Here is a 3,322-nt window from a genome sequence, read left to right on the forward strand (position 1 = left end):
TGCTATGGGGGTGAAAGATATGGAATATAATGAACTTTCAGAAAAAATTTATGAAATGGCAATACAGTGTGGTTTTGAAAACTGTGGGATCATACCGCTTTCGGAGGTTGATGGATATAAACAAAGACTTAATGAACGAAGAGAAAAGATTCCTCAAAGTGTGCAATTTTATAAAAAAATGGAAAAATTCACATGCCTCGAAAAACGATATCCCTGGGGTAAATCTATCGTTGTATGTACATCATGGCTGGGCAAATATCAATACCCAAAATCACTGCAGGGAAAGTACGCTAAAGCATTTATGCTATCCGGCGATACGGTTCCAGATAGTGAGGAGCATAAAAATAAAAAAAGATTTGAAGCATGGATGCGAGATCAGAAGATATATTTTGAAGGAGGAGAAACAAATGCGCCGCTTCGTGATGTACCGCTGCGTCATGCTGCCGTAGCTGCAGGGCTGGGAATTTTCAGAAAAAACAATTTTTTCTATACAGAGAAGGGATCTTATTATGCCCTTGAAGGATATATCATCGATAAAACATGCGTACATAAGCATGTGAACAATATAAAATCCTGTTCGGACACCTGTCTGTTGTGTCAACAGGCCTGCAAAACGCAGGCGCTTAGTTCTCCCTATACAATGAATCCCCTGGCTTGTGTTTCTTTTTGGACAACCTTTGGAAAAGGACGTATTCCCAAATCATTGGATGAAGGACAATTTGAAGATTGGGTTTGTGGATGTGACAGCTGTCAGGATGCTTGTCCGTATAACCGGCGTGATTGGAGTGTGGGGGAAAAATTTCCCGGATTGGAGGAACTTACTGAATTATTGCGGCCTCAGAACATAGTAAAAGCATCTGATGCCGTATTATGTGAAAAAGTAATTCCTAAAACAGAAAGGCATATTCCTCCTGATCAAGTGGAGACGCTTCGCATAACTGCGGTGCGTGTTCTTCGGCAATCTCGCAAGACGTAAAGGTGTGTTGACAGCATGCAGGCAGAATAAAAATGTAGCGCTGAATTTTTTTACATTCGCAATCCTTTTCAAAAAAATTACAGACAGATAATTATCACCGGATTATTTGAAAGGATTGACACTTGTATATTGCCATGCTATAGTTACATAAACATTATAAGCTATATTATAAATAATAGTATAGTTCTATACTTATAAGATCAGGTGTCATTGACATAATAGATAAGCCGGTGCAAGACCGGCGCGGTCCCGCCGCTGTAAGGATGAGCCAGCTGCAGAACGCCACTGTACGAATACGTATGGGAAGGCGCAGTATGGTGATGAACCCGAGCCAGAAGAACTGCCTGATTGATAATCACCGATAGACCTGCGAGCGATGGGGATGGAGATTCAGTATACAGATATAATCTGCATGTGTGAGCCGTAAGGATATCCTTGCGGCTTTTTTTGCGTGTCAATATGTAACTATAATGATAGAAATATGAAAGGATTACTATATTGAAGCGATATTGTGTCTTTTTGAGTTTTCTCATACTATGCTGTGTATGCATTTCCGGCTGTAATACTCGTACAATTTCCCAGACGAGTATGGTTGGCGGCTACACGGTAACCGACGTGCAGGGAACGGTCGTCCATATGAAGGAAAAGCCTAAACGTATTCTTACGCTGTCCATGGAGACGGATGAAATTATGCTGGGGTTAGTGCCGCCGGACCGGCTGGTGGGGGTCAACATGTTATTGGATGATCCGCTTGAATCTACGGTAGTACCGCAGGCAAAGCAGATTTCTACGAAAATAACAGATCCTTCAGTTGAAACTATTCTTGCGCTGAAGCCGGATTTAGTTATCGTTGCTGATTGGGGTAATTTGGAAAAAGCAGATATGCTGCGTGACATGGGAATTTCTGTTGTCGTCTGCAAAGGAGCACGTAATATTTCTGATATCAAAGAGACGGTGATGTTGTTGGCAGAGGCAATTGGAGAAGAGGATAAGGGCAGATCGATAGTAAGAAAAATGAATTATAAGTTAGATGATATCAAGAAGAAAGTGAGTATGATTCCTGTAGAACAACAAAAATCAGTCGTACTGATTTCTTTGATGAACAACTACGGAGGAATAGGATCTACTTTTGATGATGCCTGCAAGTTTGCCAATGTTATTAATGGTATGGCCCGGGCCGGGATTCATGACGGGCAGCCTATGAGCAAGGAAATGCTTGTCAAGATTAATCCTGATTATTTGTTTTTACCATCGTATACTAATCATGGCAGGTATGATCCTGATGTGTTTATCAGAGAATATGTACAGGATCCGGCATTACAATCACTGACGGCAGTGCGGGAAGGGCATCTTGTCAAACCTCGCGAAAGTTATATTTATAATGACTCTCAGGATGTCGTGTTTGGCGTGCAGGAGATTGCGTATGCTGTCTACGGTGAGCCTTTTGCGCAGCCCAATGGATGCCACATATCTGCGGTTGATACATAGTAGGAGAGTACTTCATGATAAAGCGTGCTGATATAGTATTACAATTACATAATGTTTCTGCAGGCTATGCGTCACAGTCTGTATTGTGCCATTTCAATCTGGCTGTTCAGCGGGGGGAAATGGTTGGTATTATTGGGCCAAACGGCTCTGGGAAAAGTACCCTCTTAAAAACAATATGCGGGTTTCTCCCTTTGGCAGAGGGCAGCATTGAGCTATGCGGCAAGCCCGTTGAAAAAATCAGGACACGAGATTTTGCCCGTAAAGTTGCCTATTTGCAGCAGCATGAACCTGTTTTTCCTGGATATACGGTTCATGATATCGTGATGACCGGCAGGTATCCCCATCTCCGCTGGTGGCAGCATGAAGATACAGGGGATCGGGAGATTGCCGATGCCTGTATGAAATATACAGGCATCTCAGCGTTTTCAGCGTGCGATATTCTTACTCTATCCGGTGGACAGCAGCAGCGGGTATTATTTGCTAAGGTACTGGCACAGCAAACAGACGTATTGTTGCTGGATGAGCCGGCTGCCGGCTTGGATGTTTTTTATCAGGAGGAAATTTTTCGCTTTTGCCGGGACCTTTGTCAATATGGAAAGACTATCCTTCTTGTCTCCCATGAATTGCCATTGGCATCCCGGTTTTGTACAAAACTTCTTCTTGTTGGGCAAGGGCGCATTGCCGCAATGGGAATTCCAGAAGAGGTACTTACCAAAGAAAAGCTGAGTACCGTATATGGCGTCCCGATAATGGTACGGCGAGATGCGGAAACTGGTCATTTTGATGTCTATGGCATATCCACAGAAGATAGCAGCAGGCGTTCTTTACTTCATAGTATTATCAATAAGGGGGGGGGGG

Annotated in this window: 3 protein-coding genes and 1 riboswitch; all 3 genes read left to right on the top strand. The window is 43.1% G+C overall.

Translation table 11 applies throughout. The annotated features are described in order from the left end of the window. On the top strand, positions 1-976 hold a 976-nt coding region (locus tag AB840_RS14965), incomplete at its 5' end, for an epoxyqueuosine reductase (RefSeq protein WP_048515630.1). A gap of 185 nt (positions 977-1,161) precedes the next feature. After that, positions 1,162-1,338: riboswitch (cobalamin riboswitch) on the top strand. Between the two features lie 226 nt (positions 1,339-1,564). Continuing rightward, the gene (locus tag AB840_RS14970; protein WP_200809918.1) at positions 1,565-2,464 is read left to right on the top strand and encodes an ABC transporter substrate-binding protein; all 900 of its coding nucleotides are present in this window, start codon (positions 1,565-1,567) and stop codon (positions 2,462-2,464) included. A 14-nt stretch (positions 2,465-2,478) separates the two neighbouring features. Further along, a partial coding sequence (locus AB840_RS14975) for an ABC transporter ATP-binding protein (protein ID WP_048515632.1) occupies positions 2,479-3,322 on the top strand: 844 nt, incomplete at its 3' end.

This window comes from Megasphaera cerevisiae DSM 20462 (assembly GCF_001045675.1).
Taxonomy (GTDB): domain Bacteria; phylum Bacillota; class Negativicutes; order Veillonellales; family Megasphaeraceae; genus Megasphaera; species Megasphaera cerevisiae.